Below are 210 nucleotides of genomic sequence, written 5' to 3'. Positions count from 1 at the left end.
TATTTCTTTTCATTTTCTTTTAAAAATTTATATAAATTATCATACTTTTCTTTTTGCGCTCGATATTCAAAGCCACTCAACACTGTACCAACTAAAGTACTCATATCATCGCCTTTATCCTCACTTCTTAATGAGCTATCACTGTCAATAATTGATTTATCAAATGGAATACTCGCATTAAATACGATATCGTGGTCATCACAATGCACG

The 210-nt window shown here is 31.0% G+C and carries 1 protein-coding gene; it reads right to left on the bottom strand.

Annotation, left to right across the window (positions count from 1 at the left end; genetic code table 11):
- Positions 1–210: DUF1672 family protein (locus HMPREF3247_RS08740; RefSeq protein ID WP_142349153.1), on the bottom strand; the 210-nt coding region annotated here is incomplete at both ends.

Source organism: Staphylococcus sp. HMSC36A10 (assembly GCF_001838845.1).
In the GTDB taxonomy this organism is placed as follows: Bacteria; Bacillota; Bacilli; order Staphylococcales; family Staphylococcaceae; genus Staphylococcus; species Staphylococcus aureus.
Note: the sequence above shows the minus strand (reverse complement) of the source record. Positions and strands in the feature narration are given on the sequence as shown.